Origin of the sequence: Bartonella sp. AP65SXKL (assembly GCF_042195725.1) — a bacterium.
In the GTDB taxonomy this organism is placed as follows: Bacteria; Pseudomonadota; Alphaproteobacteria; order Rhizobiales; family Rhizobiaceae; genus Bartonella.
On sequence record NZ_JBHIOW010000012.1, the window covers coordinates 16,692 to 38,237 of the forward strand.

The 21,546-nt window shown below is 43.8% G+C and carries 30 protein-coding genes; 26 read left to right on the forward strand and 4 right to left on the reverse strand.

Annotated features, from left to right (window positions below; genetic code table 11):
- Positions 1-10: 10 nt before the first annotated feature.
- The 12 genes from ACFIMP_RS07380 to ACFIMP_RS07435 are packed head-to-tail and all read left to right on the forward strand — an operon-like array spanning position 11 to position 10,605.
- Positions 11-394 carry a V-type proton ATPase subunit F family protein gene (locus ACFIMP_RS07380; RefSeq protein WP_375686211.1) on the forward strand — a complete coding sequence of 128 codons (384 nt, stop codon included), beginning with the start codon at positions 11-13 and terminating at the stop codon, positions 392-394.
- A gap of 1 nt (position 395) precedes the next feature.
- Positions 396-1,451, forward strand: a complete 1,056-nt coding sequence (gene bgtD / locus ACFIMP_RS07385; protein WP_375686188.1) for a BaGTA-type gene transfer agent maturation protease BgtD — start codon at positions 396-398, stop codon at positions 1,449-1,451.
- A complete protein-coding gene (locus tag ACFIMP_RS07390; RefSeq protein WP_375686189.1) occupies positions 1,451-3,214 on the forward strand; it encodes a hypothetical protein in 1,764 nt (587 codons plus the stop codon). Before bgtD ends, ACFIMP_RS07390 begins: the two co-directional genes overlap by 1 nt.
- Positions 3,207-5,420 carry a hypothetical protein gene (locus tag ACFIMP_RS07395; protein WP_375686190.1) on the forward strand — a complete coding sequence of 738 codons (2,214 nt, stop codon included), beginning with the start codon at positions 3,207-3,209 and terminating at the stop codon, positions 5,418-5,420. Before ACFIMP_RS07390 ends, ACFIMP_RS07395 begins: the two co-directional genes overlap by 8 nt.
- Entirely contained in the window at positions 5,420-6,412 is a 993-nt protein-coding gene (locus tag ACFIMP_RS07400; protein ID WP_375686191.1) for a transglycosylase SLT domain-containing protein, read from the forward strand. The genes ACFIMP_RS07395 and ACFIMP_RS07400 overlap by 1 nt, the downstream gene beginning before the upstream one ends.
- Positions 6,405-7,385 carry a gene transfer agent tail collar protein BgtC gene (gene bgtC / locus ACFIMP_RS07405; protein WP_375686192.1) on the forward strand — a complete coding sequence of 327 codons (981 nt, stop codon included), beginning with the start codon at positions 6,405-6,407 and terminating at the stop codon, positions 7,383-7,385. Before ACFIMP_RS07400 ends, bgtC begins: the two co-directional genes overlap by 8 nt.
- Positions 7,386-7,394: 9 nt before the next feature.
- The gene (locus ACFIMP_RS07410) at positions 7,395-7,646 is read left to right on the forward strand and encodes a hypothetical protein (RefSeq protein ID WP_375686193.1); all 252 of its coding nucleotides are present in this window, start codon (positions 7,395-7,397) and stop codon (positions 7,644-7,646) included.
- Between the two features lie 17 nt (positions 7,647-7,663).
- Positions 7,664-9,352, forward strand: a complete 1,689-nt coding sequence (locus tag ACFIMP_RS07415; RefSeq protein WP_375686194.1) for a glycine-rich domain-containing protein — start codon at positions 7,664-7,666, stop codon at positions 9,350-9,352.
- Positions 9,353-9,365: 13 nt separating this feature from the next.
- Positions 9,366-10,031, forward strand: a complete 666-nt coding sequence (bgtA, locus tag ACFIMP_RS07420; RefSeq protein ID WP_375612619.1) for a gene transfer agent endolysin BgtA — start codon at positions 9,366-9,368, stop codon at positions 10,029-10,031.
- Positions 10,028-10,255, forward strand: a complete 228-nt coding sequence (locus ACFIMP_RS07425) for a hypothetical protein (RefSeq protein WP_375612620.1) — start codon at positions 10,028-10,030, stop codon at positions 10,253-10,255. Before bgtA ends, ACFIMP_RS07425 begins: the two co-directional genes overlap by 4 nt.
- Positions 10,188-10,394 carry a hypothetical protein gene (locus tag ACFIMP_RS07430; RefSeq protein ID WP_375646540.1) on the forward strand — a complete coding sequence of 69 codons (207 nt, stop codon included), beginning with the start codon at positions 10,188-10,190 and terminating at the stop codon, positions 10,392-10,394. The genes ACFIMP_RS07425 and ACFIMP_RS07430 overlap by 68 nt, the downstream gene beginning before the upstream one ends.
- A complete protein-coding gene (locus ACFIMP_RS07435) occupies positions 10,387-10,605 on the forward strand; it encodes a hypothetical protein (protein ID WP_375630254.1) in 219 nt (72 codons plus the stop codon). The genes ACFIMP_RS07430 and ACFIMP_RS07435 overlap by 8 nt, the downstream gene beginning before the upstream one ends.
- A gap of 61 nt (positions 10,606-10,666) precedes the next feature.
- Here ACFIMP_RS07435 and ACFIMP_RS07440 read toward each other — a convergent pair whose 3' ends face one another.
- Both ACFIMP_RS07440 and ACFIMP_RS07445 read right to left on the reverse strand, forming a co-directional pair.
- Positions 10,667-10,948 (reverse strand): type II toxin-antitoxin system YafQ family toxin, encoded by a 282-nt coding sequence (locus ACFIMP_RS07440; protein WP_273787998.1) that lies wholly within the window; start codon positions 10,946-10,948, stop codon positions 10,667-10,669.
- Between the two features lie 7 nt (positions 10,949-10,955).
- Positions 10,956-11,237 (reverse strand): type II toxin-antitoxin system RelB/DinJ family antitoxin, encoded by a 282-nt coding sequence (locus ACFIMP_RS07445; RefSeq protein WP_015856349.1) that lies wholly within the window; start codon positions 11,235-11,237, stop codon positions 10,956-10,958.
- Positions 11,238-11,427: 190 nt separating this feature from the next.
- On the opposite strand from ACFIMP_RS07445, the gene ACFIMP_RS07450 reads away from it, so the two are divergent.
- Entirely contained in the window at positions 11,428-11,796 is a 369-nt protein-coding gene (locus ACFIMP_RS07450) for a helix-turn-helix domain-containing protein (RefSeq protein ID WP_375686195.1), read from the forward strand.
- Between the two features lie 240 nt (positions 11,797-12,036).
- Positions 12,037-12,195 (forward strand): hypothetical protein, encoded by a 159-nt coding sequence (locus tag ACFIMP_RS07455; protein ID WP_375681969.1) that lies wholly within the window; start codon positions 12,037-12,039, stop codon positions 12,193-12,195.
- Positions 12,196-12,290: 95 nt separating this feature from the next.
- On the opposite strand, the gene ACFIMP_RS07460 is transcribed toward ACFIMP_RS07455, so the two are convergent.
- Both ACFIMP_RS07460 and ACFIMP_RS07465 read right to left on the reverse strand, forming a co-directional pair.
- Positions 12,291-12,809 carry a helix-turn-helix domain-containing protein gene (locus ACFIMP_RS07460; RefSeq protein WP_375681970.1) on the reverse strand — a complete coding sequence of 173 codons (519 nt, stop codon included), beginning with the start codon at positions 12,807-12,809 and terminating at the stop codon, positions 12,291-12,293.
- Positions 12,810-12,894: 85 nt separating this feature from the next.
- A complete protein-coding gene (locus ACFIMP_RS07465) occupies positions 12,895-13,425 on the reverse strand; it encodes a helix-turn-helix domain-containing protein (RefSeq protein ID WP_375686212.1) in 531 nt (176 codons plus the stop codon).
- 152 nt (positions 13,426-13,577) lie between these two features.
- Between ACFIMP_RS07465 and ACFIMP_RS07470 the strand changes: the two genes are divergently transcribed.
- The 12 genes from ACFIMP_RS07470 (at position 13,578) to ACFIMP_RS07525 (ending at position 21,488) form a co-directional block, all read left to right on the forward strand.
- The gene (locus ACFIMP_RS07470) at positions 13,578-13,883 is read left to right on the forward strand and encodes a helix-turn-helix domain-containing protein (protein WP_005864619.1); all 306 of its coding nucleotides are present in this window, start codon (positions 13,578-13,580) and stop codon (positions 13,881-13,883) included.
- Between the two features lie 73 nt (positions 13,884-13,956).
- The gene (locus tag ACFIMP_RS07475) at positions 13,957-14,097 is read left to right on the forward strand and encodes a hypothetical protein (RefSeq protein WP_273755279.1); all 141 of its coding nucleotides are present in this window, start codon (positions 13,957-13,959) and stop codon (positions 14,095-14,097) included.
- On the forward strand, positions 14,081-14,479 hold the full coding sequence (locus ACFIMP_RS07480; RefSeq protein WP_038474380.1) for a hypothetical protein: 399 nt from the start codon (positions 14,081-14,083) through the stop codon (positions 14,477-14,479). The genes ACFIMP_RS07475 and ACFIMP_RS07480 overlap by 17 nt, the downstream gene beginning before the upstream one ends.
- Positions 14,479-15,495 (forward strand): ParB/RepB/Spo0J family partition protein, encoded by a 1,017-nt coding sequence (locus tag ACFIMP_RS07485; RefSeq protein ID WP_375686196.1) that lies wholly within the window; start codon positions 14,479-14,481, stop codon positions 15,493-15,495. Before ACFIMP_RS07480 ends, ACFIMP_RS07485 begins: the two co-directional genes overlap by 1 nt.
- Entirely contained in the window at positions 15,492-15,950 is a 459-nt protein-coding gene (locus tag ACFIMP_RS07490; protein ID WP_012232200.1) for a hypothetical protein, read from the forward strand. Before ACFIMP_RS07485 ends, ACFIMP_RS07490 begins: the two co-directional genes overlap by 4 nt.
- The gene (locus ACFIMP_RS07495) at positions 15,947-17,926 is read left to right on the forward strand and encodes a transposase domain-containing protein (protein WP_375686197.1); all 1,980 of its coding nucleotides are present in this window, start codon (positions 15,947-15,949) and stop codon (positions 17,924-17,926) included. The genes ACFIMP_RS07490 and ACFIMP_RS07495 overlap by 4 nt, the downstream gene beginning before the upstream one ends.
- Before the next feature lie 336 nt (positions 17,927-18,262).
- Entirely contained in the window at positions 18,263-19,294 is a 1,032-nt protein-coding gene (locus ACFIMP_RS07500) for an AAA family ATPase (RefSeq protein WP_375647629.1), read from the forward strand.
- Entirely contained in the window at positions 19,291-19,560 is a 270-nt protein-coding gene (locus ACFIMP_RS07505) for a hypothetical protein (RefSeq protein WP_012231825.1), read from the forward strand. The genes ACFIMP_RS07500 and ACFIMP_RS07505 overlap by 4 nt, the downstream gene beginning before the upstream one ends.
- Positions 19,557-19,808, forward strand: coding sequence for a hypothetical protein (locus tag ACFIMP_RS07510; protein WP_375650570.1), 252 nt, complete (start codon positions 19,557-19,559; stop codon positions 19,806-19,808). The genes ACFIMP_RS07505 and ACFIMP_RS07510 overlap by 4 nt, the downstream gene beginning before the upstream one ends.
- Positions 19,809-19,822: 14 nt before the next feature.
- The gene (locus ACFIMP_RS07515; RefSeq protein WP_375613741.1) at positions 19,823-20,446 is read left to right on the forward strand and encodes a DUF3164 family protein; all 624 of its coding nucleotides are present in this window, start codon (positions 19,823-19,825) and stop codon (positions 20,444-20,446) included.
- Between the two features lie 10 nt (positions 20,447-20,456).
- A complete protein-coding gene (locus ACFIMP_RS07520; protein ID WP_012231822.1) occupies positions 20,457-21,074 on the forward strand; it encodes a regulatory protein GemA in 618 nt (205 codons plus the stop codon).
- A 6-nt stretch (positions 21,075-21,080) separates the two neighbouring features.
- Complete coding sequence (locus ACFIMP_RS07525; RefSeq protein ID WP_375629092.1) at positions 21,081-21,488, forward strand: helix-turn-helix domain-containing protein; 408 nt, start codon at positions 21,081-21,083, stop codon at positions 21,486-21,488.
- The last annotated feature ends 58 nt before the right edge of the window (positions 21,489-21,546 follow it).

Below are 21,546 nucleotides of genomic sequence, written 5' to 3' on the forward strand. Positions count from 1 at the left end.
CGCTGAACAAATGGCGCCCTATTTTGACAATGTCATAAAATCGATAGCTTATTTTAATCAAAAATTCCCTGATGATTATAATACAGAGACCATTTTAAACGATATTTTGAAGGGAGAAAAAGTTCTTTGGATTATTGTTGATGCGCATGAAAACTTTATGGCGCATGTCACAACACAGTTACAAGAACTCGTCACTGGAGCATTAAGGGCGGTTGTTGTCACGCTTGGTGGAACGGGAGGAGCACCCTTAACAAAGCTTATCACTCAGATTGAGGCCTATTACAAGAAAAAAGGGGCAAAAGAGCTTGTCATCATAGGCAGGCGAGGGTGGGAAAAATCTCTTAAAACGCATGGATATCTCGTTAATCTTTTAGAATATAGAAAGCAGCTTTAACATGGGAAAAAGTTCTAAACCAATCCAGAATACCCAAAACACGACGCAAACAAATGAACCCCCTGCATGGGCAAAAGGTATTTTTGAACACGCAGCTCAAGATGCCATGACTTTTTATAACCAAGGCAGCGGAAAAGCCGTTTATGACGGGCAGCGTGTTGCGGATTTAAGTGATCAAACAAAGAATGCGATTAATGGGCTTAGCAATAATACGCATAACTATGATAACAACACTTTAAATGGATTAGCCACAGGGCAAAATTCAACAAGCCAAAACTTAAAGAACATGGCTTCAGGGCAACAAATAGGCAATAACCCTTACTTTAATGAAGCACTTCAAAACGCATTAAATAAAGCAACAAGCTCTATTAATAGTTCATTGGCAGGTGCTGGGCGTTATGGTTCGGGTGCGCATACCGGCGTTTTGGCTGATGAATTGGGGGGCATAGCAACACAAGCTTTATCACAGCAATATAACCAAGATGTCAACAACATGATGCAAGCTAATGGAATGATTGACCAAGCAAACCAAAATCAGTTGGCGGGCGCCAATAACTTCTTTCAAGGTCAAGGTCAGGCAAATCTTAATGCGTTGACGGGAGGGAGTGTACTTGATGCCAATCATCAACGGCAATTAGATGAAGAGCGGCAAAAATGGGAGCAGCAGAACAATCTTGATTGGGACCAGTTAAGTAAGTTGCTTGCAGCTGGTGGGGCTGTTGCTGGAAATTATGGAACGCGAACAGGACAAATGACGACATTGACTCCACAGCCAAAACCTAATCCGTGGGAGATTGTTGGAAATGTTGGAACTATCCTTGGTACTTTTGCTGGGCTTAGTGATATCAGAGCAAAAGAAAACATCAGAGAAGCTGGGCAGAGAAATGGCTATAAACTCTATGAATACAACTACAAGGGGCACCCAGAGCGCTATCGCGGGGTGATGGCACAGGATGTTTTGAAGTCAAAGCCAGAAGCTGTTTTCTTGCATAAGGCGACAGGTTTTTTGCATGTGGATTATAGCAAGCTTGGCTTTGAGATGGAAAGGGTGCAGTGATGTTTTGGCGAGAAGAATTAAATGCATTAGAGCGTGAAAAAGCTTATAGAAAGCGTAAAGCGTTGGAACTTGCTGCTTTTAGCACAAACTCTTTTGATGTGAGCAATGGGGATAATACTCCACAAAAATTGAGTCCTACAGAGCTTATTCGTGGTTCTCAAGCAGGGACAGAACAAGCTGGGAAAAAAACGCCAGCAGAATTGATTATGTCTACAGATGATTTAAAGCGCCAAATGCCTCCATTGCCGGATGTTTCAAAGGATACTGTTAAGGTACAAGAGGCGCCAGAGCAACAAAAGTATGACTTCTCAGATCAGGGAGGTGTTGCATCAATGATTCCTCAATCTCCACTCGTTGCGAACATTGATCAGTCTAATGGGGATGAAGCTGGGCGACAGCAAAAAGATGTGATGGATTATATTGCTCAACTTAATGAGAAATCTATAGCGGAAAACTCTTTGAAAAACGATTCTGGAAATGATGAGGAAAAGCTTTTTGATGCACCTATAGGAGAAGAAAAACATTTGAATGCACACTTACCAGAAGAGGAGCATTTAAAAGCAAGTGGTGATCTTGAACAAAAAACAGATTATATCAAGTCACTTGATAACTTTGTTCAGACAGGAGCAAATCCAAGTAGCTTATGGGAGCGTTTTAGAAAATCAGAATTTTCCGAGCATCTCATGGATTTTTTTGCGGGGTTAGCATCAGGAAAAACACCGCAAGAAAGCTTTTCAAATGCGGCGCTTGTTATGCGGCAGGGCAATAATGTACGTGCTCAAAATAGACCAATTTTTGAGTTTTTACGCTCTAAAGGATACGATGATAAAGACGCACAAGCAATCATGCAATATCCAGATCTTGCCATGAAAGTTATAGGCAACACGTTAAGCCCTCAAGAAGGCTATAGAACATTGACATCAGAAGAAAAGGCAGAGCAGGGATTGCCTGAGGATATGACTTTTCAAGTCTCAACAAGCACAGGGAAAATTATACCTGTCCAAGGAGGACAGCGTTCCACTGCTTCTGGATTAGGGGGGAATACCGATGGCATGCTGTCAAAGCCTGAATCAGGTTATATGTATGTTAAGGATGAAAATGCACTTGGTGGCATACGTGCGGTGCCAATTGCAGGCAGTGGTTCAGAACATAAATTAATTCAAGAACAGAAGGAGGAGGAGCGTAAAAACCAACAAATGCAAATGCGAATTCTGGAAACAGCAGACAGGTCAAATCGTATACTCTCAGCATCTAAAGAATTGCTAAAAACTATTGAGGAACACCCGCATGTTGTTGGTTTCACTGGTCCTATAATGTCGTTCCTTCCTAATTCTAAGGCAAAAGATTTTGGGCATATGCTCGATTCATTGAAGGCAAGTATCGGGCTTGATGCCTTGAGAAAAGCAAAAGCATTTTCACCAAATGGCGCATCTGGCTTTGGGAATTTGTCTAATATGGAATTGCAAGCATTGCAAAACTCTGTAGCGGCGTTGTATCAAGATCTTTCTGCAGAGCAAATGAAGAAATCTTTAAAAACAGTTATTGACACTTTCAATAAATCCAATGCAGCAACGCGCGCAATTCTTTTTGGTGGTGCAGAAGCAACAAACGAGCTCGTTCGAGCCGCCTATGGGCAAGATGCTTATAAGGGAAATCATGCACAGTCAAATGATCCACTAGAAAAACAGATAGAAGCATTGCCGGAAGGCATGTTGTTCGTTGATAGAGATGGACGCATTAAGGAGAAACAAACCAATGGCTGAAGTAATCCCCCCTCTTATTAATCGTAAAAACACAAGAGTCATTGGGCATATAAGTGACTATACACCAGAACAGCTTCAAGAGCTTTTCGCGAAGAATAAGGAAAGGCTAAGTGGTTCTGTTACAGGAAATAATGGTGCAACAGAGGAAGATGGTCCACATCCAAGTGCAGCGGGTGCTTTTGGATGGGGAGCTCTTCATGGGTTAACCATGGGGTATGATGATGAAATAGCTGGAGTATTCGCTTCGGGACCTCTGGGACCTATTAATTATTGGATGGGAGATGAAGAAGCAGTTAAAAAATATAATGAAGTGACAAAGCGATGGCGTGACTATCAAAGAGCGGCGAACCGAGATCATTTTTATGCATCTCTTGCGGGGAATTTAACGGGTGCTGCGGCACCCGTAATTGCTTCTGCCCTCTTTCCACCCGCGGCAGGGGCTACTGCTGCTGCTCGTGCGGCAATTGGGGCTGATGTTGTGCTGGGAGGAAGAGCTGGTGTTGCAGGAGCACAAATAACCAGTAAAGCTTTAGCAGCAGGAGAAAGGGCGGTGCAATCTGCTTTAGCAGAGGGTGCGGAACGGGCAGCGGCAAAAGCTGCAGGTGAAGCAGCAATGAAAGCAGTAGCAAGTAAAGAGGCGGCAAAATTTAGCTTGGGGCGTGCAGCAAAAACTGGAGCCATTTATGGTGGAATAGCAGGCAGTGGTGAGGGGGAAGGGCTTGCAGATACTCTAGTGTCTGCTGGGTTAGGTGCAGGGCTAGGCGTTGCAACACCATTTGTTGCCAGTGGTGTATCAAAAGTGACGCCTTTTGTGACAAAATCACTTAAAGCAGCATTGAGAGGACCTATAAGCCCAGCTGAAATGGCAGCAAAAGCAGCGCTAATGCCAGAAAAAGAAGCATTTCAGGTAAGCGATAGAGCGCTTAGGGATGTAAGCCAGACTTTAGGGGATGAAGGTGTTGATAAGCTTGAAAGGGCATTAAAACAGCGTGGTCCTGATTCAATGATTATTGATCTTCACGATGGGCTTGCTACAAGAGCTTTTAAGGCAGCAAAAAAAGACCATGATACTTATTCGCTCATAAGTAATCGTTTGAATGAAAGACAAGATGCGAGTGCACTGCGGGTAAAGGATGCGTTGACAGATGTGATGGGTCCAAAAGTAGATACGCTTGATTTAAAGCAAGAGATTATCAAACAAGCACAGAAAAAGGCTGAACCATTTTATGAGAGGGCGAAAGCTTCTCCCATTTCTAATGCTGTCAGTAAAGATTTATCGCGGTTGCAAGAAACTCCTGTCTTCCAAAAAGCCTATAAAAAAGCAATTGCGCAAATGCCAAATGAAGCGGATGCAACAGTTATAGGGAGCAATGGATATCCAAAGCTGAATATGCGAATTTTACATAAGATGAAAGAGGTTTTGGATGATCAAATTAATTCTGCGCGCATCAAAGGAAAACAAGGATATGCGCGAGATTTGACTCTGTTCAAACAACGCATTCTGGACGTTTTGGATACGTCCTCTCCAGATTATGTTAAAGCACGGAAAATTTATTATGACGAGCGTACTATTGGTGATGCCCTCGAGCAGGGAGAGCAAGCGCTGAAGAAGAGCGTTAATCTCGACACAATCAACAGTCAACTTTCGGATTTTGGGTTGATGGAAAAAGAGGCTTTTCAAAAAGGTATACGGTCGCAAGTAGAACATGCGGCAGGCAATGCACAGAATTTTGACCACAATCTTTTGAGTTTGTTTGACACAAAAAATGGTCAAGAAAAATTACAGCGTATTTTTGGTGAAGATAAAGCTAAGCAACTTATGAAAGTGTTGCGACCAGAAGTGGAAAGAACAAAGCTTTTTGCACGATTGCCAAACCATATAGGTGAAGTGGAAGAGAGGGGGGCACAACAGACTATGGGTATAGGAAAGATTGCTTTCATCAAGGCAGTTGTAAAAAATTTCGCAAGAGAATTTGGACGCAAACTCTCAAGCGTCCATAAAGATACTGAGAGAGATATTGCAGCGCTTATAACAGCGCGGGAAAAAGGAGATTTTGGATTAGCAAGGGAAAAAGCTGTTGAATTAATTAAGAAGTTTCATGAAGCAGAAAAGAAACGCTTAATAACCAAAGAAGACCACACAAAATTCTTCAATTTTATTGGTATTCTTTTGAATAGCAGTGCTGATAGAACGGTTATAAACTAATGATCAATTTTCATCCTAATGTGAAGCGTGCTATCTCACAGGCAGCACAAAAATATGGTTTGCCAGAAAGCTTTCTTGAACGTGTTGCTATGATAGAAAGTAATGGTAATCCAAATGCAAGAAATAAGAACAGCAGTGCAGGGGGGCTGTATCAATTTCTCGATTCAACAGCAAAACACTATCAACTCAATAACAAGTTTGATCCCTTTCAAGCAACCGATGCTATGGCACGGTTAACGAAGGATAATACGCGTTATTTAGTCACAGCATTAGGCAGAGAGCCATCAGAGGCAGAGCTTTACCTCGCACACCAACAAGGACCAGCAGGGGCAGTAAAGCTTATCAAAAATCCACATATTCCAGCAAGCCAGCTTTTAGGTCGACAGGCAGTCACACTCAATGGTGGCAATATGGAAGCTACAGCAGGGGATTTTATGAATCATATTTATGGGCTTTACAATAAAACGGGAGATGCTTTGAAGAGAACGATACAGCAAAACCAAAGCAATGGACAAGCAGCACCAAACGAGGTGGGTCCTTTGCGTGGGTTTGAGAGGCTTCAAAAGACACTTCAAGGTAATCAAGTGGGTCAAGGTGATCAAGGGGGCAACCAATTGATGGCATATGACACGCCATTCCCAAACAGAATGATGGCACCTGAAAGCAGAGACAATTTAACAGGACAGATTATGGAAACCACACCATTGCAAGCACAAGGTATTGATGCAGGTGCTCTTAAAAAGGGCTTTTCCGGTTTGCTTCATTTAATGAGAGAGAATGGAGAACGACAAAAACAGCAGGCACAGATGGTACAGCAACAAATGTTACAGCAACCAGTCATGGCGGGTTTCTCACAATCGACTGGGGGACCGACAGATTTAACACCTCTCATTGATCCCTCTAGGCGGCAATCTGTTGGTTCCTATGGGCGGCAAAAAGAAGAGCAATTGCGCGAAGAGCTATTAAGAAGAACGGGGGCTTATCATGTCTGATATTTATGACTGGTCACTCACAGCTGATCAAAATGCCAATTCCGATAGTATCATTAATTGGGCAGAAGGGCAGCCACCTAGTTCTGTTAATGATAGTGCGCGGGTCATGATGCAGCGTATACGTGAATATCTTGCCGATAATGGTGGTTCTCTTGACTCAAAGTTTATTGTGAATGGAAAGGAACAAACAACATCAATCACGTTGACGACGGTTTCGCCAATAGCAAAATATAAAAACGATATCATTATCCGCTTTAAGGCGCGTGGTATAAATATTGGTACGACAACAATAAACATGAATAATATAGGAGCAAAGCCACTCTATAAAGCCACCAGCACGGGAATAGTATCATTGACAGGTGGTGAGTTACAAACAAATGGTATTTATGAAATAGTCTATAATGATGGCGTATCAACAAAAGGTCTTGATGGCTGGTATCTTTTAAACCCTACCCCCATTCCACCACCGAAGGTCGAAACCTTTCCTTGTGGTTTTATTGCGACCTTTGCTATGCAAGAAGTCCCAAACGGCTGGCTTTTATGTGATGGCGCTACTTATGAACGCAAGGATTATCCGCAATTATTCAAGGCGATAGGGGATAAATGGGGAAAAAACAGCGATACAACCTTTAAAGTTCCAGACTTTAGAGGAATGTTTTTGCGCGGCTTTGATAATGGTCGCGGTTTAGACAGAAGTAGAAAATTTGCTGATATACAGCAAGATTGCCTTAAATCGCACACACATGCTTGTAGTGTTGAATCGGCGGGGCAGCATACACACGAGTTTCAGTATAATGGAGTGGGATGGAGTGCCAATGATATTGGTAGAAGAAACCCCTCTTATCACTATGCCGTTCTTGGAGGAACAACACAACCTGCTGGAGTGCATACGCACAAGATAACACTTTCTTCAACGGGCGAGGCAGAAACACGCCCTGTTAATGTACCGGTTGTTTATGCCATAAAATCGTGAGTTTTTCAAATGATCAATAATCCGTCTGCTATTGATGATATTGCGGACGCGGAGCAAATCCGCGTCCTTTTTTATGCAAGCAATAGAATGGTCCATGCACCCTTAAATAAGGTGCTTGATCTTGTCAAAAGCGACATACAGCATGATCTTTTAAGCGCTTTGGCAGAATATAAAGAAGCGACAGATAAACGTCTCGAGATCATGCAAAAACTGATTGATGAATTGCAGTCCTCTCTCTCACACAACAAGACAACGAACTGATTAAGGAATGAAACGCGATGCCATTACCCTATCACACACATATATTTAAGCTTGAACCAGCAACAAAAGAAGAAGTCAAAGAAGGTGTTTTAGATAGTAAGGCTCTTGCACCTGTTTCAGTGGGGAGTGCAGCAGCTTATGAGGTAGAATATTTTGCAACCGCTGCTCAAGGAAAAAAGGCTGATGATGCTATTGCAAAGAGAGATATTGGAGCTCTTGCTTACAAAAATAAGGTCACAATTTGTGATATTGAAGCAAGTGGTGAAGCGCATGAGAATGCGATTTTATCAGGCGCTGGCTGGGTAAAAATATCGCCTTTAGGGATTGGCGATATGAAGGCTGCTACATATGATCCCGACAATGTGGGGGCAAATACATTTTCTATGGAAAATATGCACGAGGGTCCTACCAAAAAGATCTTAACCATAGAGGAAAGATCAAAGCTACGATGGTTGAGTTCTACGCAGCCAACGATGGAAAAATGGCGGAGGGGAGATGAAGGTGTTTATTATCCCATATCTCCGGTAGATCTCAAAAATACCATTCGTTATTTTGTAGGCTCAAAGTCTTTTGGTATGTCAAAATCAGTTTATGATCCAGATAAAATAGAAAAAGATGTATTTGATATGGAGAATATGAAGGAAGGGAAAAAGCATCTTATCTTAACTCCTCCAGAACGTGCACAGATTGCAAAAATTGATAAAGTTGAAGATGTTGCACAACACGCAAAGGAAAGAGCACAGCAAGGGCTTGATGCAGCAATTCAGGCAAAGAACGTTGCAAATGTTGCATTAAATACAGCGAATATTGCAAAAACGAATGCTACGGATGCAAAAGCTATTGCTACTACGGCACAAACGGTAGCCGATAAAGCGCAAGATACAGCACATAGTGTACAGAAAAAAGTTGATCTCATTCAACCTCTTGCCAAACAAGACTGGATTGATGGCACAAAAACAGTGGATGCACTTATCTCACCAGCCAAACTGATGGCTTCAATCAAAGCAAATAGTAGCAATAGCAGCGGCGCTGGTAGCGGCAACAATGATGGCGGGGTTAGAAAACCTGTTGAAATTCTGATGACAGAAAGCGGAGATATTCCATTGCCTGATGGTATTACTGCTGACACCGATATCGAAGTATGGGCTTGGGGCGGTGGAGGTGGTGGCGTTAAGGATGGCGGCGGCGGCGGCGGTCAATGTGTGCATGTTAAAATGAAAGGTTCTGATTTAGATAAATTAAAAACAGCTTACATTGGTCGTGGTGGTAAAGGTAATGACAGTAACATTTTGTGCAATGGTGGTAGAACAATGATCAAAGGGCTTGTTACAGCAGAAGGAGGATATTCCGTTTCCATGACTCTCGTTAACTTTGGAGGGAAAGGCGGCGATGGAGGAGGAAACAGGGAGGGCAGCAGTGGTGAAAGCTTTATTTTTTCTGGTGGTAATGGTGGAGGGAGTGGAATAGACGGCAAGAGAGCTGGTACTGGTGGAAGTTCTTTTCTTGGCGGCGGCGGCGGCGGTGGCGGTAAATGTAAGGGTTCTATCATGGGGCAGGGTGGTGAGAGTTACAAAGGTGGTAACGGTGGTAGAGGTGGTAAAGAATGTGGCGGCGGCGGCGGTGGATATTTTGATGGGAAACACGGAAGCGACAAAATTGGCGGCGACGGCGGTGATGGAGCAGTACTCATAAAGGTATATTTATAAGGTGAATTGAACAATGGCACGGAAAATAAGTAAAGACTGTTTATACTGTTTAAAAAAGTGGGAAGGTTTGCGCTTGCAGGCTTATCAAGATGCTTCTGGCATATGGACGATTGGTTATGGTCATACGAAAAAAGCCGGTCAACCAACAGTTGTTGAGGGTATGGTGATTACAGAAAAAAAAGCTGAAAACATGCTTTTAGCAGATTTGCGGCAATATGAGAGGGCGGTAGAAAAAGCAGTTTGTGTGAATTTAAGCGACGAGCAGTTCGGCGCTCTTGTTTCCTTTTGTTATAATGTGGGTATTGCAGCTTTCCAAAACTCTACATTGCTTAAAAGGCTTAATCGGGGGGATTATGAAGCGGTACCAACCGAATTGCAGAAATGGACCAAAGCGGGAGGCAAACGTTTACAAGGTCTCGTACACCGGCGTGTAGCAGAGGCAGGGCTATGGGCGAAAGGGGCTTATGTTTCTTCTAATTATCAAACAGTAGAAACGAAACAACCAACAGGGTTTCTCAAAGCAGAAGCATTGGCACCGATTATTGGTTCTTTCTCAGGTCTTGGTGGGTTTTTAGCGGGCAATGGACCAATCCAATGGGCTTTAGCCGCCATTATGGTTTTAGCGGCATGTACTGGCATTTTCTTTGTTGCTAAACGCTTTCAGGAGCACCGCCTATGATCTTATGGATGAAAAGAAACTTGATGGTAACAGGTGCGGCTTTAGCCGCTTTTTTTATTGCCTTAGCAAAAGCTTTTACTCTTGGGAAAAAAGTAGAGCAACAAAAGCAAACAGAAAAAGCTTTAAAAGCAGCCACAACACGGCTTGAGGTGGAAAGTGAAGTTAATCAAAAAAGTGATGCTGATATGCGTGCTGCTCTCTCTCACTGGTTGCGCGACAAATAAATATGCTTCTTCTTGTGTTGGTTGGTTACCTATTTATTTAAGCCGGCAAGATCTGAACGCCATCAGTTCCAATTTAGCAAGAGAGATCTTAAAGCACAATAATCTAGGTGAACGCTTGTGTGGGTGGAAACATGGTTAGAAAAAAATCCAAAAAACACACAGAGCTTACAGAATCAGAAAAAGAAATGCTTCAAGAAATGATCATCACCTATCAAAGCGTGAAAATGATGTCTCGCTTGATGAAGTGGATAGCATTTTTTCTTTTTTTGCTTATCCTCGATTTTGCACGCCTCATGGACGCGCTAGATAATGTCATTGCACATTTAAAGCAGTGGTTTTCAAAGAACTGAACAACTGTCATAAAAGAAAAAATTTCGTAAAATTCTTTATTACTATGAATTGGAGATCCAATTATAAACGCAGTTCAGAATGGGAACCAAGTCGTAAAAGCTCTAGTGTTTTGGCATCTGGCTTTCGATAGATCAAAACTAAATCCGGCTTTATGTGACAATCACGACAATTGCGCCACTGACCTGTTAGTGCATGATCTCTCCAATGCGCCTTTAGCGGTTCATTCTCCGCTAACGCTTTGACCACAAGCAGCAAATCCTCCTCTAGTGCATTAGCATATTTACCTTTGCTTTCACGTTTAAGGTCACGGCGGAATGAACGCGTATAGACAATTTCCCGCATAGCAAGCTTAGGTTTGCTTTTCAGATTTACGTGCTTCGGTTCTATCTGAGCGTATCATGGTCCTTAAGCCGTCTAATGATGTACGTTCGACGCGTCCCATTTCGGCATCCTCGATAGCTTGTAATGTTTCCGGATTTGGTTGGAATAGATCAAGTGGTAATGCTCTATCTCTAGCAATGCGGGTCATAAACATGCGCACTGCATCCGATATAGTTAAACCCGTAGACTTAATAACTGCACTTGCAATTTCTTGAACTTCATCAGGTATGCGGGCTTGAATTTTTCCCATTACTAAACCTCCTACTTAATTGTACTACAATGTACTACATTTCAAACCTATGTCAAGAGATTTATCCGTCATGCTATACAACCTTGTGTATTAAGGAGGGTAGGAAGTCAATTTTTAAAAGGAGCTAACCAAAACCTGAGAATTTCTGCTAGAATCACGAGAGAGCTTCTTTTTTAATAGGATTTTTTAGATGGCAACACCATTTGGTAAAACCTTACGCAAACTTCGCATTGATCATTCAGAACGCCTTTTAGATATGGCTAAAAAATTAGATATATCTGTAGCATTTTTATCATCTGTAGAAATTGGCAAAAGATCTGTTCCTGTAGGATTAGAGGAAAAGATAATTGAACTCTATACTTTAGATCAAGAGGTAGCAGAAATTTTGAGAAGAGAATCGGATGCTTGTCGTAAAAGCTTCACTATAAAGCCTTCTAATCCGTTGAGTCGTGAAATTGTTGGCATGTTTGTTAGAAATTTACATAATCTTTCACAACAGGATTTAGCAGAATTTAAAAAATTATTAGAGAAAGTTAGCAAACAAGCATGCGCTTCGTAGAAGCATGTTCGATGTAGTTTGACACTAGGTTTTATACTAAGTGGGAAAAGGTGGGATTAGGTAGGAATACGTGGTAATTTGTTGTTTTTATGTATAAAATTTAGCATTAAATGCGCGTTTTGTCAAAATCTATTTTGACACCTAAAATTGTAAAAAAGAGCTAAAAAGAGCGAAAATTAGAAAAAAGTGCGTTTTCATGGTAAAAATGAAAGAAGGCTTTGAAAGGTCTGTGAAACCCCTGTGAAAAATTTTAAAAAGTCTGTGAAAGCCCAGAAAACCGCCTTTGAAGACCCTGTGAAAAAAATTACTCCAAAAGTTCAATTGACTCCAAAATCAGCCAAAAATAACCAAAAAAGCAAAAAAGATATGCGCCATATGGCGCATATCTATTTTTTGTAAATATAATTCTTTAAAAACAATGTATTATTTCATTTTCTTAATGTAAAGAGAAACGCGCCTGTATTTTTCATTTTAGAGAGGCATTAAGTTGTATTTTATGTAGTTTCTGGATGTGCATTTTCAGCCTCTATTTGACGCTTTAAATGCAATTTTAGAAGAGGTAAAATAAGCTCGACTTCTTCCGTGTCGTTGATGTCTTGAACAAGCTCTTGCAGTTTTCCATAAAGTTCCGCCGCGCGTTCCACTATATCTTCAGGAGGGATTTTTATATTTGCATCGCGATAGGTTGTATAAGCTATGCGACCGAGTTTTTTCATCAATCCAGTAGGGATAGTTTGTGGTTTAAAACCAGCTTCTTTCGCTTTTGCCATGTCACTAAACATTTCGCCTTCACCAGTGAGAAGCCAATGAAAGTCTACACCATAAATTTTGTGATAGGCAATTACGATAGATGCTGGTGGCTCATTTATACCGAGCTCATAATTTGCAAGCGTATTTTTCGCCAAATCAAGAGATTTTGCAAAAGCACCACGTTCTTCGTTTCCGAGGATTCGTCTTATTTCACGCAGGCGTTTTGCCAATGGTGTTTTAGGTTCTGTTTCTAAACGTGCCAAAAATGCTCCTTATTCATATTGAGGTTTGTTTTAAGTTACGGGATTTTAAAACGTAAAGAGATTCCCCATTCATCTTAGAGAGGCATTAAGCCGTATTTTGTGTAGTTTCTAGATGTACTCTTTCAGCCTCTATTTGACGCTTTAAATGAATTTTAAGAAGAGGGAAAGTTGCTTCGACTTCTTCCGTGTCGTTGATGTCTTGAACAAGCTCTTGCAGTTTTTTATAAAGTTCCGCCGCGAGTTCCGCTATATCTTCAGGGGGGAGTTTTATTTTAGCATCGCGATAGGTTGTATAAGCTATGCGACCAAGCTTTTTCATGAGACCAGCAGGGATGGTAGGTGCTTTAAAACCAGCTGCTTTCGCTTTTGCCATGTCACTAAACATTTCGCCTTCACCAGTGACAAGCCAGTCTAAGGATATTCCACAGCGATCTTTATATATTCGCATTATAGATGCAGGGGGTTCTTGCAAACCCGTTTCATAATTGCGCATAGTCGTTTCGGGGATTTCAAAATGTTTAGCAAATTGTTTGCGCTCTGTAAAACCAAGGGTGTGCCGTATTTCACGCAAGCGTTTTGCCAGTTCTGTTGTAGGTTCTTTTTCAGGACGTGCCAAAAAAATCACTCCAAATCCATTTTCGGTATTTACAAAAGCCGAATTTGGCATTATACATCTAATTACCGCCCGATATAGAGGGCAGATATTTTACAATTAACCCCACAAAAAACGGATGGTTTGAGCATTCGTTTGAAGCAGGAGCGAAAGTTATGACAACCACCCAAACATGCATTCAAGTATGGGATCGCCATAGTATTTTAGCCGAGCTACGCCGCCGTAATATGACTTTGGCGGAGCTCGCGAAAGCTTATCAACTCTCGTCATCCAGTGTTCAACATATCTGGACACGGTCTAACGAGAAAGCCGAACGTGCTATTGCCGATTTTATCGGTTTGCCCGTCGAGCAGGTTTTTAGCGACCGCTACCCCAAAAGTCGCCGTCGCATTTTTAAAGCAGCAAAACATGCCAATACAGATTCGCGTGCGCATTCTGCTTTGCGCGGGAATGCTGCTTGAACTTCGTTACACGGCTTTGCGCTTTTGCGCATTTGCCATGAATTTAAATACCATAAGATAAAAAGGTTTATCAATGTCTAAAGATCAGTACGAAATAGGCAAGATAAATTGCATAGAGTTGCATCATAGAACAGCCGTTTGCATGGGTTGGTTCTGGCGATTAGATGGTGGTCATATTGTTTTTATAGGGGGTGGTTATGGTTGCTGCTTGTAATTTATGGACCCCAGATGTCAGAAACGATATCGTTAATCCTTATTCAGAAGTTGAACGTTTACAGGTGATGCTTTCCTGTTCTTTAAAAGCCGTGAGTAGTGGATTTAAGCATCTGCCGATCCGGTATATTATTGACCCCCCGCATGGCTTATTTGATGCGGCGTTAGCACGACAGATTGTTATTCATATTTTGCATTATCAGTTTGAGGTGCCACGGCGGCGTATTGTTGCGATACAGGCACGTCAGCGGACTTCTATTTCTCTATCTATGCAAGTGATTAACCGGCGTTTGGAAGAACCCGTTTTTGCGAAAGCTTATCGAAGATGGGCGGGGCGTGCGATGGATTTATTCTTTAAAGAGATCAGAAAGGCGGCGGCGTGATGGCACAGTTTCAAAAGCTTGCTCTTGATGTGATTGTGGTGCCGGAGCGTATACGCCCTGTGGATGATGAGCATGCCAAGGCGCTTGCGCAATCGATGGCGCGGGAGGGATTGATGAATCCGATTACGGTGCGCCATACCCCCAATGCTAAGGAAGGCAATTACACGCTGATTGCTGGTGCGCATCGGCTTCGTGCTGCTGAGCTTTTGGGCTATAGTGATATTGATGCCGTTGTGGTGCAGGCTGATAAGGACAATGCCGCGCTTTTAGAGGTTGCTGAAAACCTCTTTCGCAATGAATTGTCTGTTATTGATCGTGCGCTTTTTGTCCAGACTTACCGCGAATTGTGGGAAAAGAAGTATGGGGAGATTCAACGTGGTGGTGATCATGGTAATCAATATACAAAGGACAAAGTGGCAAAGGGTAAAGTTTACCCTTTGCCAAAAGATGGTTCTTCAGAGCATAACGAAACTGGGTGTGAAGGAGACAAAGTGGCAAAGGTGCAAGTTGCACCTTTGCCAAAAGAAGGCTTTTCAGAGCATCATGAAACTGGATGTGAAGGGGATAAAGTGGCAAAGGGTCAAGTTGACCCTATTGCTCAAATGGAGGGAGAAGATGGCAAAGTGCAAAGTTTGCACTTTGCCAAACATGTGGCAGATCGTATTGGTTTATCGAAACGTGCAGTGCATTATTTAACGAAAATTTCCCAGCATTTACAGCCGGAGTTGCGGTCTGTTTTGCGGGGGACGGCATTGGCGGATAATCAAGCGCAATTGTTGAAGCTTGCCAAGATGGAGCCGGTTGCGCAACGGCGGGTGGCGATTGCTTTGCAACAGGTTGATGGAGATTTACGGCGGGCTGTTGATTTGGTCAATGGGGTTAATACGCCACCGCAAATTAATGAACAAGAGCGGGTTTTTGCTCAGTTATTGGGTGTGTGGCAGAGAGCGGATGCACAGACACGGGCGCGGTTTTGCGCTTATCTTGCAAGAGAACGGGGGGAGGTGCTGTCATGAAGAGGCATGGTTGCGGGCAGCTTGATTTTTTCCAAAAGCCGGTTTTTCCTTGTCGTGAACCCGTTGCGCAGATTGATTTAGGGCGGTTTCGCTCGCGCATTAAGCGTGCGATGGCGCGGGCTTTGAGAGAATGCCGGCATGAGCGCAGTGTGATTGCAGAGCGTATGGCGCATTATTTAGGGATTGGGTGTTTAAGTAAGGCGAGTTTGGATGCTTATGTGGCAGAAAGTAAGCAGGTGGATATTTCCCTGCCGCGTTTTAAGGCATTTGTGCGGGCGACAGAGGCATTTTGGCTCTGGGATGAGGTGGTGAGTGAAGATGGATTGTTGCTGTTGCAAGGAGATGAGGCACGTTTAGCAGAAATTGCGCGGCTTCAGCAGGAACAGCGGGAGATTGCAGCGCAATTGAAAGCCATGCGCGCAACGCCGGTTCGCATTAAAAGGGGGCAGCCATGAAGGAATGGTTTACTATTGCCGAATTGGCTGAGGCAGCTTTGCCAGGGTTGCCGAAAAGTAAAGGTGGATTGCGTAAGATTTTGGCGACCACATGGCGTCATCAAAGTGGATTGACACGTAAAGTTAAAGGGGTTTCTCGACCTATTGTAGAAGTTCACATTTCCTTATTGCCGGAGGGGGCACGGGCGGCATTGTTGGTGCGGTTTGGTGGGGCTGTTGATGTGAAACAAACGCAAGGGGAGCAAAAGACAAGTATTTGGGTGCGTTATGAGGGGCTTTCAAAGGCGCATAAAAGGCGCTGTGAAGAGCGTTTGAAGGCACTTTGCTTTTGGGAAGATTTGCTTCATGCCGGTATGGGTGTGCATGATGCGGCAAGTTTGAGTGCGGTGCAATTTGGTGTGAGCCGGATGTCGCTTTTTAATTGGCGGCAGATGGTGGAGGGGTATGAGCGCCCTGATTGGTTGGCAGCTTTAGCGCCTTGTTATGGTGAGGAGAATGTTTCGCAATTTGCGCCGTGTCATGAGGGGGCGTGGGAGGTTTTTTGTTCGGATTATTTGCGCCCCTCTAAACCTGCTTTTTCAGCATGTTATCGGCGGATGGTTTCGGTTGCGCAGGAGCGGGGTTTTGAGCCCATTCCTTCAGAGCGGGCTTTGCGGCGTCGTTTTAAGGCGCAAATTTCCAAAGCGGTTGTGGTTTTAGCACGTGAGGGAGAAGAAAAGGCAAAAAAGCTTTATCCAGCCCAACGGCGTGATCGCTCGAGCCTGCATGCACTGCAAGCTGTGAATATGGACGGGCATAAGCTGGATGTTTTTGTGAATGTTCCTTGGACAGAAAAGCCTGTGCGGCTTTATTTGATTGCGATACAAGATCTTTATTCGGGCAAGATTTTATCGTGGCGCTTATCGGATGCTGAGACTTGGGAAATCGTTCGTTTGGTGATTGGGGACATGGTGGAAGCTTATGGCATACCAGAGCGCATGACCTTGGATAATGGGCGTGCCTTTACCAGCAAGTGGATTTCTGGAGGTGTGCAAAACCGCTTTCGTTTTAAGATTAAGCCGGATGATCCGCAAGGGCTTTTGACGAGTTTGGGGGTGCAATTGCAATGGACCACCCCTTATAGCGGACAGTCTAAACCGATTGAGCGGGCATGGCGTGATCTGGCAGAAGCGATTTCCAAACATCCCTTTTGTGCGGGGGCTTATACGGGCAATAAACCGGATGCTAAGCCTGAAGATTATGGCAAGCGCGCGATAGGATTTGAAGCGTTTAAAGCCCATGTTGGGGCGCAAATTGTGGCACACAATGCGCAAGCAGGGCGTAAGGCGGTTAATTGTGCGGGGCGCAGTTTTGATGAGACCTTTACTGAGAGCTTGCAAGCCGAGGGGACGATTATTCGGCAAGCAACGGCGGCACAACGGGCTTTATGGCTTTTAACCTCTGAGGCGTTGCGTGCGCAAAAGGGTACGGGGGAGATTCATTTTTATGGCAATCGTTATTGGGCGCGGGCGTTGAATGAGCATGCGGGGAAAAAAGTGATTGTACGCTTTGATCCGGATAATTTGCATCAAGATTTACGGGTTTATGATTTGAACAATCGGTTGCTTTGTCTGGCACCATGCCTTTGTGATGTAGGTTTTTATGACCAGCAGGCGGCGCGCTTGAATGGGCGTTTGCGTAAAGAATATGTGAAGGCTGTTAAAGCAGAAAAACAGTTGGCAGCAAAGCTTGCACCTGATCACTTGGCCGATGTTTATGGGCGCCTTGAGAAAAAGGATGAAGCGTTCAAATCTAAGCTTCCGATAAAGCCAAAGGTGAGCCGCTTGATGCCAAACAATGTGGGGAATTTAGCTTTGAAAGCAGACGATGATGAGGTTTTGGGGGAGGAAGAATTCAGTCAACACTTGCATAAAGCTTTGAGAAAGCTTTCCGCCTCTGATGAGGGGCGTGAGGTGATCAAGTTTCCTAAACGATAGGAAAGGAAAGAGGGGGGATTTGTAAGAATTCTCAAAAGGAAGCTGGTTTTGTATCGCGTACCAGGTTGAAGCGTTAACAAAGAAAGGGGGGAGGAATCTTAATCCTTTAAAAGTCTAATCAATACATGAAGTTTCTAGGTATCTTTGCCTGATCGGGTGAGATGCGTGGAGTTAGCAAGTTCCCTGATGTGTGAGAAAGAGAGGGGATTTGCAAGGTTAGCCGTTTTAGTATCGCGTACGGCTTTTAAATGTTCATTCTAAAGACAAAAGATAAGGGGCGGGTGGGAGCCCTTCCCCTTATCAACAGTCTAAAATCAATACGAGAGGGGAATATACATGAAAAACGCGATAAATGCAACGGTCGATAAAAATCCTTGGGCGCGACCTAAAATCCAGCCCAATGGAACAGCACAAAACCGCAACAGTGATGACATTGCTTTATGGAATGAGCTTGTGGATGCAGTGAGAGCTTTGGGGCAAATGAATGATTGGTCGAAAGCAGAGGTGGCGCGGCGCATAGGCATGCCGGATGGGACGTTTTCGCAATGGTATGCGGGCAGTTATGCGGGACAGTTGGGGAAGCAAAATGCAAAGGTTCAACAATGGGTTGAGGTTTTAAAGGAAACGGCGGGGTTTTTGGAGAAGATCCCTGAAAAACCAGCCTTTCAGAGGAATCGAATTGCCAGTGAGATCATTGACACTTTAACACTGGCACAAAGTACGGGGGATATGGTGATGATTACGCTTGATGCGGGCAGTGGTAAGACCGAAACCTGCCGTCATTATCGCTCTACCCGCCCGCATGTTTATCTGGTGACAGCCAGCCCGCATACGCGCAGTGTTCACGGTATTTTGAATGATATGGCAGCAGAATTGGAAGTGGTGGAATATAATCCCACCCGCTTAACGCGTGCGATTGGCAAAAAGTTAGAGCGTGTTGGTGGCGGAACATTGTTGATTGTTGATGAGGCGCAAAATTTAACGGATGAAGCGATTAATCAGTTGCGCCACTTTGTTGATATCAATGGTACGGGGTTGGCTTTGGTTGGCAATGATGAAATCTCTGGACGGTTGGTTCATCGTCAAAATGGTCCCTCTTATGCGCAAATTAAAAGCCGATTGGCGATGCATCTGAAACGGCGCAAGCCCTATAGTGAGGATATTGCAGCGCGCATTCATGATTGGGGGATTGAAGATGTTGGTGCGATAAAGTTTTTGACAGGGATAGGCTTAAAGGCTGGAGCTTTGCGGCAAATTGACAAAACCATGATGTTGGCACGCATGGCAGCGCTTGGAGATGGGTGTGAGGTGACTTTGAAACATGTCAAAGCGGCATGGAAAAACCGTGACGTGGAGGAATTGGCATGATCTCTTTATGCGACAAAGAATTATCCGATACGCTTGTTGGTCTTTATGACGATTATCAATGCGGTTTTGATATTGGAGAAAAGCTTAAATTGTGTGTTGATTTGGCGTTATTGCTTGAATTGGAGTTGAGTGTTCACCGTTTGGGGGAAGCGGATGCGGTTTTGGAAGGCCAAGTTGCAGAAGTTTTGGCTGAGTGTGACAGCTCTGATCGAGATGAAGATAAGAGCAATCGTGTGATTTATATGGATTTTGGAGGAAGCAAATGATGGAACGTAACCCTTATATGGTAAGAGATAGCTTGATTGCTTTGCGCTCTGCCTTTTTACAGTATGAGGTGAATGGCATTTTTATGCATGGACAAGATGTTCGAGAATTGAATGAGTATTTGCGTCGTTTGGCAGGCTATAACCACGTTTTAAGTCATGAGCTTATGCGGTGTCGTTGGCAATTGAAAGCGGGATGTGCGCCTTCTTCAGGGGATGTTGTGCCATTTCGTCGTTTTCAAAAAACATAAGGAGGAAGTTGGTGATGAATCCACAAATTGAACTTGAAGGTACGCGTTATATGAAGGATGCAAAAGGGGCTTTGGTGCCGGTAAGTTTGATCCGCCCTGCGGATTTGTTAGAGGATGAAACGGTGCGCAAAATTATGGGTTTTGCGAAAGAATTATCGGCAAGGATTGCACGTTTTAACAACCATACGATTGCGGATTTGAGTGATTTTGATAGCTTGCTTGCGCAAGAATATGGTGTGGAGCGGCGTGGCAAAAAGGGCAATTGTACTTACACAAGCTTTGATGGTTTGCAACGTATTAAGGTGCAAGTTCAGGAAAGTGTTGATTTTGGACCGCAATTGCAAATTGCCAAAAGCCTTCTTGATGAGTGTTTGAATGAATGGTCTGCGGATGCACGCCCTGAAATCCGTGCGATTATTACGCGTGCTTTTAATACGGATAAAGAAGGCAAGGTGAATCGGGGCGAGATCTTTATGCTGTTGCGTTTGGATATTGATGATCCACGCTGGAAAGAGGCGATGCGTGCCATTCGTGAAGCGATCCGTGTGACGACATCTAAGGAATATGTGCGTTTTTATGAACGCGATACATTAGAAAGCGCTTGGCGTGCTGTGACCATTGATCTGGCGAAGACATGAGGGGGGAGAGATGTCTTTAGCTGTCCTTCATATGGGAAAACGCGCGTTAGGTCTTGATGATGAGACCTATCGCGCACTGCTCTATCGCTTGACAGGCAAGCAATCGGCGAAAGATTTGAATTTTTCAGAAAAGCACTTGGTTATCGCTGAAATGAAAGCGTTTGGTTTTAAGCCGAATGGGAAGCGTTTAGAGGGGAAATATGCTAAGAAGCTCCAGGCGCTCTGGATTGCTGGGTGGAATCTTGGCATTATTCGTGATCGTTCAGATAAGGCGTTGCTTGCCTTTGTGAAAAGACAGACAGGGATTGATCATATTCGTTTTTTACGCGATAGCGATGATGCATGCAGAGCCATTGAGGCGTTGAAAGGTTGGTTGCAGCGGGAGGGTGGGGTTGACTGGAGAGGAAAAAACCGCGAAGATTCATGGAGGAAGAAACCAAGCATTTCCATTTTGTGTGCCCAATGGAAGTGTTTGAATCCCGATGCTATGTTTGAGCTTGGGGCTTTTCATCAAAGTGTTATGGCGTTAAGTGGTAAAGCTTTGGGTGAGATGAGTGGGGGCGACTTTAGAGAAGTGATGAATGTTTGGGGGCGGAAAATCCGTAAAGGTGTTAAAAGCGAGGGGTAAGCATGTATGCAAGAGGAAATCTATAGCGATTTTCCTGCCTTATTGCGTGAAATAGCTGATGTTGCGGGCAGTGAAGCAGCATGGAATATGATGCGGGCTTTTGGTGGACGAGAAGTTTATATACCCGGGCGTCTTGAGAGTGCGGATTGGTTGATTGAAATTGTTGGGTTTGAAGAGGCGCAGCAACTCATCAACCATTTTTGTTTTAATGGTTCGGGAGTGCGTCTTCTTATCCCCCTTGGCAGAGATGCTGAACGGCGGCAAAAAATGGTGCAAGCGTTGCAAAAAGGCTGGTCGGTGGATGCTGCCGCTGCTGTTTCTGGTATGCATGTGCGCACAGCCTATCGCTTGAAGAAGAAAATTTCTTTGCAAGAACCACAAGGTTCGTTATTTTCAGAGTTTTATGAGTATTGAGAGTTTTGACTGACAGTGTCAGGCTTATATTGGGGGTTTGAAATCCGATAAACTGCGA

Bases quoted from the DNA above. Each gene is read 5' to 3' on its own strand.
- ACFIMP_RS07380 (WP_375686211.1), top strand. From the start codon at position 11: ATGGCGCCCTATTTTGACAATGTCATAAAATCGATAGCTTATTTTAAT.
- bgtD (WP_375686188.1), top strand. From the start codon at position 396: ATGGGAAAAAGTTCTAAACCAATCCAGAATACCCAAAACACGACGCAA.
- ACFIMP_RS07390 (WP_375686189.1), top strand. From the start codon at position 1,451: ATGTTTTGGCGAGAAGAATTAAATGCATTAGAGCGTGAAAAAGCTTAT.
- ACFIMP_RS07395 (WP_375686190.1), top strand. From the start codon at position 3,207: ATGGCTGAAGTAATCCCCCCTCTTATTAATCGTAAAAACACAAGAGTC.
- ACFIMP_RS07400 (WP_375686191.1), top strand. From the start codon at position 5,420: ATGATCAATTTTCATCCTAATGTGAAGCGTGCTATCTCACAGGCAGCA.
- bgtC (WP_375686192.1), top strand. From the start codon at position 6,405: ATGTCTGATATTTATGACTGGTCACTCACAGCTGATCAAAATGCCAAT.
- ACFIMP_RS07410 (WP_375686193.1), top strand. From the start codon at position 7,395: ATGATCAATAATCCGTCTGCTATTGATGATATTGCGGACGCGGAGCAA.
- ACFIMP_RS07415 (WP_375686194.1), top strand. From the start codon at position 7,664: ATGCCATTACCCTATCACACACATATATTTAAGCTTGAACCAGCAACA.
- bgtA (WP_375612619.1), top strand. From the start codon at position 9,366: ATGGCACGGAAAATAAGTAAAGACTGTTTATACTGTTTAAAAAAGTGG.
- ACFIMP_RS07425 (WP_375612620.1), top strand. From the start codon at position 10,028: ATGATCTTATGGATGAAAAGAAACTTGATGGTAACAGGTGCGGCTTTA.
- ACFIMP_RS07435 (WP_375630254.1), top strand. From the start codon at position 10,387: ATGGTTAGAAAAAAATCCAAAAAACACACAGAGCTTACAGAATCAGAA.
- ACFIMP_RS07440 (WP_273787998.1), bottom strand. From the start codon at position 10,948: ATGCGGGAAATTGTCTATACGCGTTCATTCCGCCGTGACCTTAAACGT.
- ACFIMP_RS07445 (WP_015856349.1), bottom strand. From the start codon at position 11,237: ATGGGAAAAATTCAAGCCCGCATACCTGATGAAGTTCAAGAAATTGCA.
- ACFIMP_RS07450 (WP_375686195.1), top strand. From the start codon at position 11,428: ATGGCAACACCATTTGGTAAAACCTTACGCAAACTTCGCATTGATCAT.
- ACFIMP_RS07470 (WP_005864619.1), top strand. From the start codon at position 13,578: ATGACAACCACCCAAACATGCATTCAAGTATGGGATCGCCATAGTATT.
- ACFIMP_RS07475 (WP_273755279.1), top strand. From the start codon at position 13,957: ATGTCTAAAGATCAGTACGAAATAGGCAAGATAAATTGCATAGAGTTG.
- ACFIMP_RS07480 (WP_038474380.1), top strand. From the start codon at position 14,081: ATGGTTGCTGCTTGTAATTTATGGACCCCAGATGTCAGAAACGATATC.
- ACFIMP_RS07485 (WP_375686196.1), top strand. From the start codon at position 14,479: ATGGCACAGTTTCAAAAGCTTGCTCTTGATGTGATTGTGGTGCCGGAG.
- ACFIMP_RS07490 (WP_012232200.1), top strand. From the start codon at position 15,492: ATGAAGAGGCATGGTTGCGGGCAGCTTGATTTTTTCCAAAAGCCGGTT.
- ACFIMP_RS07495 (WP_375686197.1), top strand. From the start codon at position 15,947: ATGAAGGAATGGTTTACTATTGCCGAATTGGCTGAGGCAGCTTTGCCA.
- ACFIMP_RS07500 (WP_375647629.1), top strand. From the start codon at position 18,263: ATGAAAAACGCGATAAATGCAACGGTCGATAAAAATCCTTGGGCGCGA.
- ACFIMP_RS07505 (WP_012231825.1), top strand. From the start codon at position 19,291: ATGATCTCTTTATGCGACAAAGAATTATCCGATACGCTTGTTGGTCTT.
- ACFIMP_RS07510 (WP_375650570.1), top strand. From the start codon at position 19,557: ATGATGGAACGTAACCCTTATATGGTAAGAGATAGCTTGATTGCTTTG.
- ACFIMP_RS07515 (WP_375613741.1), top strand. From the start codon at position 19,823: ATGAATCCACAAATTGAACTTGAAGGTACGCGTTATATGAAGGATGCA.
- ACFIMP_RS07520 (WP_012231822.1), top strand. From the start codon at position 20,457: ATGTCTTTAGCTGTCCTTCATATGGGAAAACGCGCGTTAGGTCTTGAT.
- ACFIMP_RS07525 (WP_375629092.1), top strand. From the start codon at position 21,081: ATGCAAGAGGAAATCTATAGCGATTTTCCTGCCTTATTGCGTGAAATA.